This window comes from Streptomyces sp. NBC_01351, from assembly GCF_036237315.1.
Taxonomy (GTDB): Bacteria; Actinomycetota; Actinomycetes; order Streptomycetales; family Streptomycetaceae; genus Streptomyces.
In genome coordinates, this window is record NZ_CP108356.1 from 4698472 (window position 1) to 4712500 (window position 14029).

Here is a 14029-nt window from a genome sequence, read left to right on the forward strand (position 1 = left end):
TCGCGGTACCGATCTGTTCACCCGTAAGGGCTAAATGTGCTGAAGGCTTCCGGGGCGCCACCGGCGCGCCGCCTACGGTCGCCAGGTGAACAGCAGCAGCCAGGCACACTCCTCACCGCGCACCGGCGCACACCGGGCGCACGGGCGCGCCCCCCTCGAAGCGGAGCAGCCGCCGCCCTTCCGGCACGAGCCCTACCTGGACGGCCTGTTCACGTACTGCCTCTCCGTCCTGTGCGACCACGACACCGCCACCGACGTGCTCGGCGATGCCCTCGCCGTGGCCGAGCGGCATCCCGGCCGCTGCCCCGACGAAGGGGACCGGCGGGCCTGGCTGTACGCCCTCGCCCGCTGGGGCTGCCTGCGCCGGCTCGCGGAGCAGCGGCGCGCGAGGCAGGGCGCGCATTCCGCCCGGCGTGCGCCGGAGCACACCGGTCACGGCCGTGCGCCGGGTGGTGACGGCGGCGCAGGCACCGCGCCGGCCGCCCACCGCCCGCTTGACGTGAACGCCTACCGCCGTACCGAGCTGGCCCGGCTCGCCTGGCCAGAGGCCGCGGGGACCACGCCCGAACAGCGCGAGGCCCTCGAACTCGCCGTCCGCCACCGCCTCGCCGTCACCGAACTCGCCGCCGTCCTCGGAACACCCCCCGCGGCCGCCCGCGAGCTGCTGACCGGCGCCGCCTGCGAGGTCGAACGCACGCGCGCCGCCCTCGCCGTCGTCGAGACCGGCAGCTGCCCGACCGTCTCCCGCCTCACCGGCGACGACGGCCTCGGGGGAGGGGGAGGGAGCGGGGGCGCGGGCGGCGGACTGCTCCTCTCCAGCAGCCTGCGCGCCGAGCTCGTACGCCACGTGGACGACTGCCCGCGCTGCCGCCGCGTCGCCGAACGCGTCGGCGCCGGCGCCCCCTGGCCCGGCTCCGGCCTGCCCGCGAGCACCGGTGGCGGTCCCGGCGGCATCGACCCGGCCGGCCTCCCGCTCATTCCGGCGCCCCGCACCGCCGTTCACGCCGCGATGCTCCGCTCCGGCCGCGCCGGCCGGGGCCGCGGCCCGGCCCCGCGCTTCGACCGCACCGGCTTCCCGATGGACCCCAAGGACCGCGCCGCCCGCCGCGACCGGCTGCGCGCCCGCGCCGTGACCACCACCGTGGTCGCCACCGTCGTAGCGGCCCCGGTACTGGCGCTGTGGGCGGCGTACCGCGGCGCGCCCAGCACGGGGGAGCCCGTCGGCGGCTCCGCGGCCCGGATCTCCGCGAGCGAGTCGGAGCTCCCGACGGCGCGCACCGACGGCCGCCCGCTCAGCGCGTACGAGAACACGGGGAACACCGCCACCACCACGGGCAGCCCCGGCTTCGCCCCGGGCAGCGCGGACGCCGACGTATCCGTCGAGGTGATCAGCAGCGGGCCCCCGGCCGCGGACCGGGCCGGCGCCTCCGGCCGGCTCACCGTGGCCGCGTCCTCGCGCGGCACCACGACCCTGCTCACCCTCACCGCCTCCGGGGGCGGTCCGGTGGACTGGCGGCTCTGGTCCGACGCGCCCTGGCTGCGCGCGAGCCGTACGGCGGGCACCCTGGCCCCCGGAGAATCGGTCACCCTCACCATCGCCGTGGACCAGGAGGCCCAGCCCGTGGGCGCCTGGTCGGCCCGGGTGGGCGTGGACCCGGGCGGCACCGTGGTCTCCATCCAGGGCCGCGGCCGCCCGGCATCGCAGCCGACCCCGCCCCCGACGCCCACTCCGGAGCCGACTCCGGCGGAGTCCGAGACCCCCGCGCCGACGCAGACCCCCACTCCGACGCCCACGCCGACGCCGTCCGAGACCCCGCCGGGCTCCCCGACGCCCGCGCCCACGCCCACCGCGACGGCGACGGGCCCAGGCGGAACGGTTTCCCCCGACCCGGGGCCGGCGCCGTCGCCGTGAGCGGGTCGGCTGTGAGTGGGTCGGGCTAGGCCGGGTCGGGCGGGACGGGGTCGGGCTGGACCGGGTCGCCCCGGCCTGGACCGGGTCGCCGCCTAGACCGGGTCGGCCGGGTGCGGAGCCATCGGCAGCAGCGAGGAGAGCCGCGCCTCGCACAGCGCCACGAGGGCCTCGTAGCCCTCCTTGCCCATCAGCTCCGTCAGCTCGGCCTTGTACGACTCGTACACCGGCTTGCCGGCGCCGTGCGCGGACGTGGCCGACGTACACCACCAGTGCAGGTCGTGGCCGCCGGGGCCCCAGCCGCGGCGGTCGTACTCGCCGATCGACACCTGCAGCACGCGGGTGTCGTCGGGCCGGTCGATCCAGTCGTACGTGCGGCGGATCGGCAGCTGCCAGCAGACGTCCGGCTTGGTCTCCAGCGGCTCCTTGCCCTCCCGCACGGCGAGGATGTGCAGCGAGCAGCCGGCCCCGGCCGCGAACCCGGGCCGGTTCAGGAAGATGCAGGCGCCGTCCCAGCGGCGGGTCTGCTTCTCCCCGTCGTCGTCGTGCTGGGTCCAGCCGGTCTCACTGCCGACGTCGTGGAACTGCCACAGCTCCGGCGTCAGCCGCGCGACGTGCTCGGCGACCCGCTTCTCGTCGTCCTCGTCGGAGAAGTGCGCGCCGAGGGTGCAGCAGCCGTCGTCCGCCCGGCCCGCCTGGATGCCCTGGCAGCCGCTGCCGAAGATGCAGGCCCAGCGGGAGGTCAGCCAGGTCAGGTCGCAGCGGAAGACCTGCTCCTCGTCGGCGGGATCGGGGAACTCCACCCAGGCCCGCGGGAAGTCCAGGCCCTTCTCGTCGGCGACGACCTTGGCCTTGGCCTTGTTCGAGGCCTTGCCGTTGTCCTTGCCCGTGTCCTTCTTCGACCGGGTCTTGTTGGCCTTCTTCGTATTTGGCACAAACACAAGCGTAAGCGCCCCTTACGCAACCCCTACGCGTTCCTCGCAGTAGCGTTTCCCCCTATGAGACTCGGTGTCCTGGATGTGGGTTCGAATACGGTCCACCTGCTGGTGGTGGACGCGCACCCCGGCGCGCGCCCGCTGCCCGCGCACTCGCACAAGGTGGAGATGCGGCTGGCGGAGCTGCTCGACGAGGGCGGCGCCATAACTCCCGAGGGCGTCGAGCGACTGATTTCCGTCATCGGCGACGCGGTGCAGGCCGCCGAGGACAAGGGGTGTGAGGACGTTCTCCCCTTCGCGACGAGCGCCGTACGCGAGGCCACGAACGCCGACGAGGTCCTGGCCCGGGTGAAGGCCGAGACCGGCATCGAGCTGCCCGTCCTCAGCGGCGACGACGAGGCCCGGCTGACCTTCCTGGCGGCCCGCCGCTGGTTCGGCTGGTCGGCGGGGAAGCTGCTGGTCCTCGACATCGGCGGCGGCTCCCTGGAGATCGCGTACGGCATCGACGAGGACCCGGACGCCGCCGTATCCCTCCCGCTCGGCGCCGGCCGCCTCACGGCGGGCTGGCTGCCGGGCGACCCGCCGGACGTGCTGGACATCCGCTCCCTGCGCAGGCACGTGCGGGCGGAGATCGCCCGGACGGTCGGCGAGTTCAGCCGCTTCGGCGCCCCGGACCACGTCGTGGCGACCTCGAAGACCTTCAAGCAGCTGGCCCGCATCACGGGCGCGGCCCGCTCGGCGGACGGCCTGTACGTCCAGCGCGACCTGACCCGCAAGTCCCTGGAGGAGTGGGTCCCCCGCCTGGCCGCGATGACCACGGCCCAGCGCTCGGCCCTGCCGGGCGTCTCGGAGGGCCGCGCGAACCAGCTCCTGGCGGGCGCGGTGGTGGCGGAGGGCGCGATGGACCTCTTCGGGGTGGATGCCCTGGAAATCTGCCCGTGGGCGCTGCGGGAGGGTGTCATCCTGCGGAGGCTGGACCACTTGCCGACACAGGACGTCCCGGTGGCGTAGGGCGGCGGGAGCGGGGGCGGGGCGGGGCGGGGGCGGGGGCGGTACGAGGTCACGGGCACGCGGCGCTTGTACGGGCGCACGCGCGTGCGGGGCCTTCACCCCCCTAGCCCGCCGCTCCCGAGCGGCGTTTGCCCACCCGCCCCCTCGGTGTGGCGGAGCACCATGGCCGCCCAGCTCGGACCCCGCCACACCCCCGCCACACCCCCGCCCCCGCCCCGCCCAGCCCCCACCCCCAGACCGCTTCGCCCCGTACCCTGTCTCCGTGGCAGAACCAGTCCGTGTCCCGACCGCGAAAGTCGCCCTTTCCACCGCCTCCGTCTATCCGGAGTCCACGGCGACCGCCTTCGAGATCGCCGCGCGCCTCGGCTACGACGGCGTCGAGGTCATGGTCTGGACGGACCCGGTCAGCCAGGACGTGGATGCCCTGCGGCGGCTGTCCGATCAGCATCAGGTGCCGATCCTCGCCGTGCACGCGCCGTGCCTGCTGATCACGCAGCGGGTGTGGTCCACGGATCCCTGGACCAAGCTTCAGCGGGCTCAGGCTGCGGCCGAGCGGCTGGGGGCGTCGACCGTCGTGGTGCACCCGCCCTTTCGGTGGCAGCGGCAGTACTCGCGGGAGTTCGTCGCCGGGATCTGGCGGATGGCCGACGAGACCGACGTGCGGTTCGCCGTCGAGAACATGTATCCGTGGCGGTACCGGGACCGGGAGATGCTCGCCTACGCGCCCGAGTGGGACGTGACGAAGGACGACTACCGGCACTTCACCGTTGATCTTTCGCACACGGCGACCGCGCGGACCGACGCCACCGCGATGATCGACCGGATGGGGGACCGGCTGGCCCACGTCCACCTCGCGGACGGGAACGGGTCGGCCAAGGACGAGCACCTGGTTCCGGGGCGGGGTACGCAGCCCTGCGCCGAGCTGCTGGAGCGGCTCGCCCGGACCTCCTTCGACGGGCACGTGGTGATCGAGGTGAACACGCGGCGGGCCATGTCCTCCGCCGAGCGCGAGGCCGATCTCGCCGAGGCGCTCGCCTTCACGCGGCTGCACCTCGCCACCGCGTACCGGCACGAGGTCCGGCGGCCGTGAGCGAGCCCGCGAAGCGGCGGCGCGGCCCCGGCCGGCCCCGGCAGGACGAGGCCGACGACGGCCCCGGTACCCAGGAGCGCATCCGGCTCGCCGCCCGCGAGGTGTTCGCGGAGCGGGGGTACGACAAGACCTCCGTGCGCGGCATCGCGAAGGTGGCCGGCGTGGATCCGGCGCTGGTGCACCACTACTTCGGCAGCAAGGACGACCTCTTCGCCGCCGCCATCGAGGTGAGCCTGGAGCCCGCCCTGGTGGTCCCGGCGATCTTGGGTGAGGGGCCGGACGGCATCGGGGAGCGGCTCGCCCGCTACTTCCTGGGGGTGTGGGAGAACCCGGTCACGCGGGTTCCGCTGCTCGCCGTCATCCGCTCCGCCCTCACGCACGAGGCCGCCGCGAAGGTGTTGCGCGGGCTGGTGCTGCGCCGGGTGCTGGAGCGGGTCGCCGTCGAACTCGACGTCCCCGATCCGACCTTCCGGGCGGAGCTGGCCGCCTCGCACATGGTCGGCATCGCGATCCTGCGGTACGTGGTGAAGGTCGAGCCGCTGGCCTCGGCGGATCCGGAGGCCATCGTGGTCCTCGTGGCGCCGACGCTGCAGCGGTACCTGACCGAGGCGTAGCCGGGGAGTGACCTGCCCGAAGAGTGACCTGCCCGAAGAGTGACCCTCTCGTCCCGGGATCCGGACGGGCTGTCCGGATCGCGGGCGGTGGGCGTAGCCTCGTAACTGAGCCATATCCGCAGTCGCGGCTGACCGTACAGCCGCACTCATGGGGAGTGAAACCGCATGCCCGAGCTGAGGTCCCGCACCGTCACCCACGGCCGCAACATGGCGGGCGCACGCGCCCTTATGCGTGCTTCGGGCGTAGCGAGCGAGGACATCGGCAAGCCGATCATCGCGGTCGCCAACTCGTTCACCGAGTTCGTCCCCGGGCACACGCACCTCGCCCCGGTGGGCCGGATCGTCTCCGACGCCATCCGTGCCGCCGGTGCCATCCCCCGCGAGTTCAACACCATCGCGGTCGACGACGGCATCGCGATGGGTCACGCCGGCATGCTGTACTCCCTGCCCTCCCGCGACCTCATCGCGGACTCGGTCGAGTACATGGTCGAGGCCCACTGCGCCGACGCGCTGATCTGCATCTCGAACTGCGACAAGATCACCCCCGGCATGCTGATGGCCGCCATGCGCCTCAACATCCCCGTCGTGTTCGTGTCGGGTGGTCCGATGGAGGCCGGGCAGGCGACGCTCGTCGACGGCACCGTCCGCAAGCTGGACCTGATCGACGCCATGGTCGACGCCTCCAACGAGAACGTGTCGGACGAGGACATCCTCCGCATCGAGGAGAACGCCTGTCCGACCTGCGGCTCCTGTTCCGGCATGTTCACCGCCAACTCGATGAACTGCCTCGCCGAGGCCATCGGCCTGGCCCTGCCCGGCAACGGCTCGGTCCTCGCCACGCACACCGCCCGCCGCGCCCTCTACGAGGATGCCGGCCGCACGATCGTCGAGATCACCAAGCGCCACTACGAGCAGGACGACTACTCCGTCCTGCCGCGCAACATCGCCAGCCGCCAGGCCTTCGAGAACGCCATGGCCCTCGACATCGCCATGGGCGGCTCGACCAACACGATCCTGCACCTCCTCGCCGCCGCGCAGGAGGCGGGCCTGGACTACGACCTCACCGACATCGACGAGGTCTCGCGCCGCGTCCCGTGCCTGTCCAAGGTCGCGCCGAACGTGGCGCCCGGCGGCACGTACTACATGGAGGACATCCACCGGGCCGGCGGCATCCCCGCCATCCTGGGCGAGCTTCACCGCGGCGGCCTGCTCAACAAGGACGTCACCTCCGTCCACTCCGCCAACCTGGAGGACTGGCTGGCCGAGTGGGACGCCCGCTCCGGCACCGCCTCCGAGGTGGCCATGGAGCTGTGGCACGCGGCCCCCGGCTGCAAGCGCTCCGCGACCGCCTTCTCGCAGTCCGAGCGCTGGGAGACCCTCGACCTCGACGCCGAGGGCGGCTGCATCCGTTCCGTCGAGCACGCGTACTCGAAGGACGGCGGCCTGGCCGTTCTGAAGGGCAACATCGCCGTCGACGGTTGTGTGGTCAAGACCGCCGGCGTCGACGAGTCGATCTGGACCTTCGAGGGCCCCGCGGTCGTCTGCGAGTCGCAGGACGAGGCCGTCGACAAGATCCTCCGCAAGGAGATCAAGGCGGGCGACGTCGTCGTCATCCGCTACGAGGGCCCGCGCGGCGGCCCCGGCATGCAGGAGATGCTCTACCCGACCTCCTTCCTCAAGGGCCGCGGCCTCGGCAAGGTCTGCGCCCTGGTGACGGACGGCCGCTTCTCCGGCGGCACCTCGGGCCTCTCCATCGGCCACGCCTCCCCGGAGGCGGCCTCGGGCGGCACCATCGCGGTCGTGGAGGACGGCGACCGGATCCGCATCGACATCCCGAGCCGCTCGATCGAGCTCCTCGTCGACGAGGCCACCCTCGCCGCCCGCCACGAGGCCCTCGGCGGGGTCTACGCCCCGAAGAACCGCGAGCGCACCGTCTCGGCGGCCCTGCGCGCCTACGCGGCGATGGCGACGAGCGCCGACAAGGGCGCGGTCCGCGACGTCAGCCGCCTGGGCTGACGGCCTGTCCTACGGAACCCCGCCGGGCGCTTCACCACCCGGCGGGGTTCAGTGCGTCCACGGCGAAGACGGACCCGTCGGGCGCGGCCCCGAACACCCGGCCGTCGGCGACGACGGGGGCGGGGATGGTGGCGGTGTAGGAGTGCCCGTCACCCATGCGTGCCTTGGTCTGGCCGACGAGCAGGCCGGCCGCCGAGTCCACGGCCAGGAGCCGGCCGTCCACAGCCGTCATGTAGAGGCGTCCACCGTCGGGTACGGGACGGGAGGCGACGGCCACCCCCGTTTCCAGGCGCCACCGCTCCTTGTCCGGGCCCACGGCGGCCAGGGTGCCCGAAGCGCCGGAGAGGTACACCACTCCGTTCGCGTCCACGGCGCCCTGCGCTTGGAGGAGGTTCGCCAGGAGGGGTGTCTCCTTCACGGACCGCGTACGGAGATCCATCCGCATGACTCCGCGGGTCCGTGATCCGGTGGCGTCGTGGAGCAGCAGGTGCAGAGCGCCCTGTGAGACCCCGATCGGCTCGGCAGTGCCGGTCGTGCGCTGCTGCCAACGCACGGTGCCGTTCGAGCAGTCCACCGCCGAGACCCGGGTCGACTTGCCGTCGCCCGCCGGGGTGGCCACGTAGAGCACGCAACCGTCCGGATCCTGCGGGCCCGCGAGCCACAGGGATCCCACCCCGCCGATCTGCTTCGTCCAGCGGGTGGCTCCGGTCGCGGTGTCGAGGGCGGTGACCCTGCCGTCTCCGCCCGACAGGAGTACGGCACCGCCGACGGGTACGACCTGTCCGCCGGCCGGCAGCGGCGTCTGCCAGCGCTGTGTGCCAGACACCGGATCGAGGGCTTGGACGGTCTGGCTGCCTGCGGCCACAGTGAGGACGAGCCCTCCCGCGTACTGCGGGGGCTGGCTGTCGGCGCCGGGCCTCGCTGCCTTCAGTGACCAGGTGACGGAGCCGTTCGCCGGGTCCAGCCGCGCGGCGGCCAGGCTGGGGGTCGAGCAGTACAGGGCGCCACCGGTCCAGGAGCAGGACACGACCCGGTTGTCCCGGCCTTGTCCTTCCAACGAGGTGACCCACGGGCTGACGGCCTGGTTGTCCGGCGGTCGACCCGAGCCGGATGTCCGAACGGACGGTCCTGGCTCGTCCGGGAGCTGCAAGTAGCCGCCGACGGCCCCGCCGGTGAGCAGCAGGCCCGTTCCGAGCAGCGCGGCTGCGCGCCACCGTCGCCGGACGCCGGCGGGAAGGGGATCCGTCGCGATCCGGGCCCGTCGGTGGGTGTCCTGCTCGGCCGCCGGCTTCGACTCCTCAGCCGTCGGCCGTCGCGGCTGCGGAATGAAGGCCCGGGTCTCCTCGCCGGTCGGATACGCGGCGGCCCGCAGTTCGAGCAGCAGAGCGTCGGGGGAGGGCCGGTCGGCCGGATCCTTCGCGAGGCACGCGGCGACGATCGGCGCGAGCGCGGGCGGCACCCCGGCGAGATCGGGTTCGTTGTGCACCACCTGGTACGCGACCAGGTAGTGGCTGTCGGAGTCGAAGGGCCCGTGCCCGGTCACCGCGTGCACCAGTACGGCGCCCATCGCGAACACGTCCGCGGCCGGTCCGACCTCCTTCGGTCGCTGGAACTGCTCGGGCGCCATGAAGGGCGGCGTCCCGATCAGCTTCCCGGTCTCGGTCCGTAGATCGCTGTCGGTCGGCCGGGAGATCCCGAAGTCGATGACGCGCACCCCATCGGGCGCCATCAGGACGTTGCTCGGCTTCAGATCGCGGTGCACGACCCCCACCCGGTGGATGTCCCGCAGCGCCTCCGCCAGCCCGGCACCGAGCCGGGCCGCCTCGGCCGCGTCGAGCAATTGTTCCCGTACTCGTTCGGCGAGGGTCGGGGCGTCGATGAAGAGGGTGGCCATCCACGGTCGCTCAGCATCGGGGTCCGCGTCGACGACGGGCGCGGTGAACGCCCCGCTCACCCGCCGCGCGGCCGCGACCTCCTGCCGGAAGCGGGCCCTGAACTCCGGATCCACCGCGTGTTCGGCGTGTACGACCTTGACCGCGAGCCGCAGCCCGGAGTCGGAGGTGGCCAGATGTACCACCCCCATGCCGCCGGAACCCAGCACCGATTCCAGCCGGTACTGCCCGGCGTACTCCGGAAACCCGGCCCGTTCCGCACGCAGTGAGTGCACTGCCGACCACCCCCGCCGGAGCCTAGTGGATGGCTCATATGAATCGGGAAGGGCCTGCTACCCTGCGCGAGTTGCAGAGCGTCATGCTCAAGGGGGAGATTTTGCATGTCGGTTGAGAACGAGCTCAACGAAGTCCAGAGCCTGGCCGCGGACTCGGGCTTCGAGTCGTATCCGGTGGCTCCGGGGTACCGCGTGAACGTGCGAAGCGGACCGGGCACGAACTATTCGATCGTGAAGGTCCTTCCCTACGACGCCATCGTGTGGATCCGCTGCCAGTGCCCGGGAACGACGATCACGGGCCCGTACGGCACCACGAACCTCTGGGACTGCATCGGCAACGGCCAGTTCGTCTCGGACGCGTACGTGAAGACGGGCAGCGACGGCTACGTAGCCAACCGCTGCGGCTGACCATCCAAGGGGGATGAAGCAAATGATCAGTAGACGACGCATGCTCGGCCTCGGCGGCTCGGTCGTCGCGATGGTCCCGGCCATTGCGCTGGCGGGTGCCGGCTCGGCATCGGCCGAGAGCGGCTACCAGTCCTATCCGGTCGCGCCCGGTGTTCAGCTGAAGGTGCGCAGCGGTCCGGGCACCAACTACTCGGTGGTCAAGGTTCTGACCCTCGGAGCCTGGGTCACGATCCGCTGCCAGTGCGAGGGCACCACCATCTCGGGCCCGTACGGTACGACGAACCTCTGGGACTGCATCGGCAACGGCCAGTTCGTCTCGGACGCGTATGTGAAGACGGGCAGCGACGGCTACGTCGCCGCGCACTGCGGCTGACCGCCCCCGTCTGCCACGTGAGACACACCCGGCCCGGCCGCCCCGGCGGTGGGGGTCCCCCCAGCGGTAGCTGGGGGAGATAATCGCTGGTGTGAGCGACGACAACCAGCGAGACCAGAGCACCCCCGCCGAGCCGGCCGCGCAGGCCCCGGCCCCGGCGGTGCCCGCCGGGCCCGAGCCCGAGGCGATCCGCTTCTTCGGCACCACCTGGGTGAACCACGACCGCGGCTACGCCCTGCGCCGCGTCGGCGTCGCGATCGGCTCGCTCGCCGGGGCCGTCAGCGCCGCCTACCTGCTGCGCTTCGCGTACGAGGGCCTGGAGATCGGCAACGTCGGCCCGTTCCTCAGCATCTCCGTCGTCGTCCTCTTCGCGATCGCCAGCTCCATCGCCTTCGCCAAGACCTGGGAGTCCTTCAGCCGCCGCCCCGCCCCGTCCTCCGACGAGGCCGCCCTCAAGGGCCTCAAGGCGATCGGTTTCATCGGCTCCCTCATCGCGTACTTTCTGCGCGCCCTCTTCGAGGCGCCCGGCGAGAAGCTCCGCCGCGCCGAGTACGAGCGCGCCAAGACCGAATTCGAGCGCCGTCGCAGCTCCCGCACGGGCAACCCCGCCGCGCGCCGCCCCAAGCGCAAGAAGTAGCGGAACACCGCTACCGCACCCCGGCCGATTGACGCCCTGGCGCAGCCAGGAGCATTATTCATCACATGATGAATAACCAGCGTGAGGGGGCGCCCCCCGCAATCCACGCCACCGCCCTCACCGTCCGTCGCGGCACCGGCCGTGCCCCCCGCACCGTCATCGACTCCATCGCCTTCGACGTCCCCCGCGGCCGCATCACCGGCCTCCTCGGCCCCTCCGGCTGCGGGAAATCCACCCTCATGCGCGCCATCGTCGGCACCCAGGCCAACGTCACCGGCACCCTCGACGTCCTCGGCCGCCCCGCCGGCCACCCCGAGCTCCGCTCCCTCATCGGCTACGTCACCCAGGCGCCCTCCGTCTACGACGACCTCACCGTCCGGCAGAACCTCGACTACTTCGCCGCGATCCTCGACCCTCCCCCAGCTACCGCTGGGGGGACCCCCCGCCGCCCAGCGGCGGAACGCCGCGCCGAAACAGTCCGCGAGGCCATCACCGACGTCGACCTCACCACCCACGCCGACGCCCTCGCCGGAAACCTCTCCGGCGGCCAGCGCAGCCGCGTCTCCCTCGCCGTCGCCCTGCTCGGCACCCCCGAGCTGCTCGTCCTCGACGAACCCACCGTCGGCCTCGACCCCGTCCTGCGCCGCGACCTCTGGAACCTCTTCCACGAGATCGCCGACACCCGCGGCGCCACCCTCCTCGTCTCCTCCCACGTCATGGACGAAGCCGAGCGCTGCCACGACCTGCTCCTCATGCGCGAGGGCCGGATCCTCGCCCAGGACACCCCCGACGCCCTGCGCACCCGCACCCACTCCGACACCGTCGAAGAAGGCTTCCTCCGCCTCGTCGACGAGGCCAACGCCGCCGCCGCCCAGGAGGCCCAGCGATGAACGCGTCCCGCACCCTCGCCACCGCCGCCCGCGTCCTGCGCCAGCTCCGCCACGACCCGCGCTCCATCGCGCTGATGCTGCTGGTACCCGTCCTGATGCTGACCCTGCTGCGCTTCGTCTTCGACGGCAGCCCCCGCACCTTCGACAGCATCGGCGCGTCGCTCCTCGGGATCTTCCCCCTCATCACCATGTTCCTGGTGACGTCCATCGCGACCCTCCGCGAGCGTACCTCCGGCACCCTCGAACGCCTCCTCGCCATGCCCCTGGGCAAGGGCGACCTCATCGCCGGCTACGCCCTCGCCTTCGGCGCCGTCGCCGTCGTCCAGTCCCTCCTCGCCACCGGCCTCGCCCTCTGGCTCCTCGGCCTCGACGTCGTCGGCTCCCCCTGGCTGCTCCTGCTCGTCGCCCTCCTCGACGCCCTCCTCGGTACCGCGCTGGGCCTCTTCGTCTCCGCCTTCGCGGCCTCCGAGTTCCAGGCCGTCCAGTTCATGCCGGCCGTGATCTTCCCCCAGCTCCTCCTGTGCGGACTCTTCGCGGCCCGCGACACCATGCACCCCGTCCTCGAAGCCATCTCGAACGTGCTGCCCATGTCCTACGCCGTCGACGGCATGACCCAGGTCCTCACCCACACCGACATGACCGCCGACTTCGTCCGCGACGCCGTCATCGTCGCCGCCTGCGCCCTGCTCGTACTCGCCCTGGGCGCCGCCACCCTCCGCCGCCGCACCCCGTGACCCCTGCCCCGCCCTGACCACGGACCGGACACGCCGCCCCACCCACCGTCCCGAGTGCGAGGATGAGGACGCATACGCAGCTCACGTGCACAACTGTTCGGCGAGGTGAATCGGGCATGACCCAGACAGTCGCAGTCCTCGGTACCGGCAAGATCGGCGAGGCCCTGCTCAGCGGGATGATCCGCGGCGGCTGGCCCGCCTCGAAGCTCCTCGTCACCGCCCGCCGCTCCGAGCGCGCCGAGGAACTCCGTACGCGCTACGGCGTCGAGGCCGTCTCCAACGCCGAGGCCGCCAAGCGCGCCGACACCCTCATCCTCACGGTCAAGCCGCAGGACATGGGCAAGCTCCTCGACGAGCTCGCCCCGCACGTCCCCGTCGACCGCCTGGTCATCAGCGGCGCCGCGGGCATCCCCACCTCCTTCTTCGAGGAACGGCTCAGCCCCGGCACCCCCGTCGTCCGCGTCATGACGAACACCCCCGCGCTCGTCGACGAGGCCATGTCCGTCATCTCGGCCGGCAGCCACGCCACCGCCGAGCACCTCGCCCACACCGAGGAGATCTTCGGCGGCGTGGGCAAGACCCTGCGCGTCCCCGAGTCCCAGCAGGACGCGGCCACCGCCCTCTCCGGATCCGGGCCCGCCTACTTCTACTTCCTCGTCGAGGCCATGACCGACGCGGGCATCCTGCTCGGCCTGCCCCGCGCCCAGGCCCACGACCTGATCGTCCAGGCCGCCATCGGCGCCGCCGTGATGCTCCGCGACAGCGGCGAGCACCCCGTCAAGCTCCGCGAGGCCGTCACCTCCCCGGCCGGTACGACCATCAACGCCATCGTCGAGCTGGAGAAGCACGGCGTGCGCGCGGCCCTCATCGCCGCCCTCGAAGCAGCCCGCGACCGCAGCCGCGAACTCGCCTCCGGCAACAGCTGACACCCGGGACGAACGGGACGGGCCCCGCACAAAACGAGGCCCGCCCCTTCCCTCTCACGGCTCCAGCAGCCCGATCGCCCGGTACGCCCGGTCCACCACGGGCCGGGCCAGCTCCCGCGCCCGCCCCGCGCCCTCCCGCAGCACCTTCTCCACCTCCGCCGGATCGGCCGCCAGCTCGGCGTGCCGCTCCCGCACCGGCCGCAGCAGCTCCACCACCGCGTCGGCTACGTCCCGCTTGAGGTCCCCGTACCCGCTGTACTCCGTGGCGAGCACGGCCGGATCACCGCCGGAGCACGCCGCGAGGATGTCCAGCAGGTTC

General features: G+C 72.6%; 14 protein-coding genes (1 of these 14 cut by a window edge). 11 read left to right on the plus strand and 3 right to left on the minus strand.

Going from position 1 to position 14029, the window contains the following annotated elements:
* Window positions 1-85: 85 nt before the first annotated feature.
* Window positions 86-1912 carry a BACON domain-containing protein gene (locus tag OG625_RS21765; RefSeq protein ID WP_329383660.1) on the plus strand — a complete coding sequence of 609 codons (1827 nt, stop codon included), beginning with the start codon at window positions 86-88 and terminating at the stop codon, window positions 1910-1912.
* 92 nt (window positions 1913-2004) lie between these two features.
* Here OG625_RS21765 and OG625_RS21770 read toward each other — a convergent pair whose 3' ends face one another.
* On the minus strand, window positions 2005-2844 hold the full coding sequence (locus OG625_RS21770) for a hypothetical protein (RefSeq protein WP_329383663.1): 840 nt from the start codon (window positions 2842-2844) through the stop codon (window positions 2005-2007).
* Window positions 2845-2907: 63 nt separating this feature from the next.
* On the opposite strand from OG625_RS21770, the gene OG625_RS21775 reads away from it, so the two are divergent.
* From OG625_RS21775 to ilvD, 4 genes are all read left to right on the plus strand, one after another.
* Window positions 2908-3855 carry a Ppx/GppA phosphatase family protein gene (locus OG625_RS21775; protein ID WP_329383666.1) on the plus strand — a complete coding sequence of 316 codons (948 nt, stop codon included), beginning with the start codon at window positions 2908-2910 and terminating at the stop codon, window positions 3853-3855.
* 262 nt (window positions 3856-4117) lie between these two features.
* On the plus strand, window positions 4118-4945 hold the full coding sequence (locus tag OG625_RS21780) for a sugar phosphate isomerase/epimerase family protein (RefSeq protein ID WP_329383669.1): 828 nt from the start codon (window positions 4118-4120) through the stop codon (window positions 4943-4945).
* On the plus strand, window positions 4942-5559 hold the full coding sequence (locus tag OG625_RS21785; RefSeq protein WP_329383675.1) for a TetR/AcrR family transcriptional regulator: 618 nt from the start codon (window positions 4942-4944) through the stop codon (window positions 5557-5559). Before OG625_RS21780 ends, OG625_RS21785 begins: the two co-directional genes overlap by 4 nt.
* 165 nt (window positions 5560-5724) lie before the next feature.
* Window positions 5725-7575: a dihydroxy-acid dehydratase gene (ilvD, locus tag OG625_RS21790; RefSeq protein ID WP_329383677.1), complete on the plus strand. Its 1851-nt coding sequence runs from the start codon at window positions 5725-5727 to the stop codon at window positions 7573-7575.
* 31 nt (window positions 7576-7606) lie between these two features.
* Here the strand turns inward: ilvD and OG625_RS21795 are convergent, their stop codons facing one another.
* On the minus strand, window positions 7607-9742 hold the full coding sequence (locus tag OG625_RS21795) for a serine/threonine-protein kinase (protein ID WP_329383680.1): 2136 nt from the start codon (window positions 9740-9742) through the stop codon (window positions 7607-7609).
* A 105-nt stretch (window positions 9743-9847) separates the two neighbouring features.
* Between OG625_RS21795 and OG625_RS21800 the strand changes: the two genes are divergently transcribed.
* From OG625_RS21800 to proC, 6 genes are all read left to right on the plus strand, one after another.
* Window positions 9848-10150 (plus strand): peptidase, encoded by a 303-nt coding sequence (locus OG625_RS21800; RefSeq protein ID WP_329383683.1) that lies wholly within the window; start codon window positions 9848-9850, stop codon window positions 10148-10150.
* A 70-nt stretch (window positions 10151-10220) separates the two neighbouring features.
* Complete coding sequence (locus tag OG625_RS21805) at window positions 10221-10523, plus strand: peptidase (RefSeq protein ID WP_329390839.1); 303 nt, start codon at window positions 10221-10223, stop codon at window positions 10521-10523.
* 91 nt (window positions 10524-10614) lie between these two features.
* Window positions 10615-11160 carry a hypothetical protein gene (locus OG625_RS21810; RefSeq protein ID WP_443067747.1) on the plus strand — a complete coding sequence of 182 codons (546 nt, stop codon included), beginning with the start codon at window positions 10615-10617 and terminating at the stop codon, window positions 11158-11160.
* A gap of 65 nt (window positions 11161-11225) precedes the next feature.
* Complete coding sequence (locus OG625_RS21815; protein ID WP_329383686.1) at window positions 11226-12050, plus strand: ABC transporter ATP-binding protein; 825 nt, start codon at window positions 11226-11228, stop codon at window positions 12048-12050.
* Window positions 12047-12784 carry an ABC transporter permease gene (locus OG625_RS21820; RefSeq protein ID WP_329383689.1) on the plus strand — a complete coding sequence of 246 codons (738 nt, stop codon included), beginning with the start codon at window positions 12047-12049 and terminating at the stop codon, window positions 12782-12784. The genes OG625_RS21815 and OG625_RS21820 overlap by 4 nt, the downstream gene beginning before the upstream one ends.
* Before the next feature lie 116 nt (window positions 12785-12900).
* Entirely contained in the window at window positions 12901-13710 is an 810-nt protein-coding gene (gene proC / locus OG625_RS21825) for a pyrroline-5-carboxylate reductase (protein ID WP_329383692.1), read from the plus strand.
* Window positions 13711-13764: 54 nt separating this feature from the next.
* Here proC and trpS read toward each other — a convergent pair whose 3' ends face one another.
* On the minus strand, window positions 13765-14029 hold the final stretch of the coding sequence (gene trpS, locus OG625_RS21830; protein ID WP_329383695.1) for a tryptophan--tRNA ligase. The gene runs 737 nt beyond the window's last position; 265 of the gene's 1002 nt are visible here — the last part of the coding sequence; its start codon lies off the right edge, out of view; its stop codon occupies window positions 13765-13767.